The sequence below is a fragment of the Streptomyces sp. SID14478 genome (genome assembly GCF_010548525.1).
GTDB lineage: Bacteria > Actinomycetota > Actinomycetes > Streptomycetales > Streptomycetaceae > Streptomyces.
Map to the genome: position 1 here is coordinate 1 of NZ_JAAGMG010001339.1, position 517 is coordinate 517.

A 517-nucleotide genomic window follows, 5' to 3' on the forward strand; every position below is an offset into this window, starting at 1 on the left:
CGACCACCTTTCCGCCACCCGTGCGGGCCGCCGCGCCCCGCACCGGGTGACCATCGAGGGGGGCGCCGCGAAGCGCCTCGGCGACGGGTCGGGCCACACCACGTACTCGGTCTTCGGCATCCGCACCGGTGGCCGGAATCCGGCGCCCGGCTCCCGGGACGTGCGCGAGACGGTCCTGTCGGACTGGATGCTCGCCGTCGAGGCGGACGCGAGCGACTGGCCCGAGGAGCGCCTCGACCTCCTGCAGGGCGTGACCCAGCTGATCTCCGTGGAGCGCGACCGCCGCGACGCGGCCCGTACGGTACGCCGCAGGCTCGCCCAGGAGGTCCTGGAGCTGGTCCAGACGGGCGCGGCCCCGGCCGAGATCGCCGCCCGCCTGCGGGTCGCGGCCCCGGTGCTGCTGCCGGGCCTGGGCGCCGCCCCGCACTGGCAGGTCGTCGTGGCCCGCGTCGAGTGGGAGGGCGGGGACATCGAGGGCGGCCCGGTGGCCCAGTCGCTGCTGGAGGAGATCCTGGTC

1 pseudogene is annotated in these 517 nt (G+C 76.8%); it reads left to right on the top strand.

The annotated features are described in order from the left end of the window. Positions 1-517, top strand: a pseudogene (locus G3I40_RS42170) (PucR family transcriptional regulator); the annotation flags it as partial.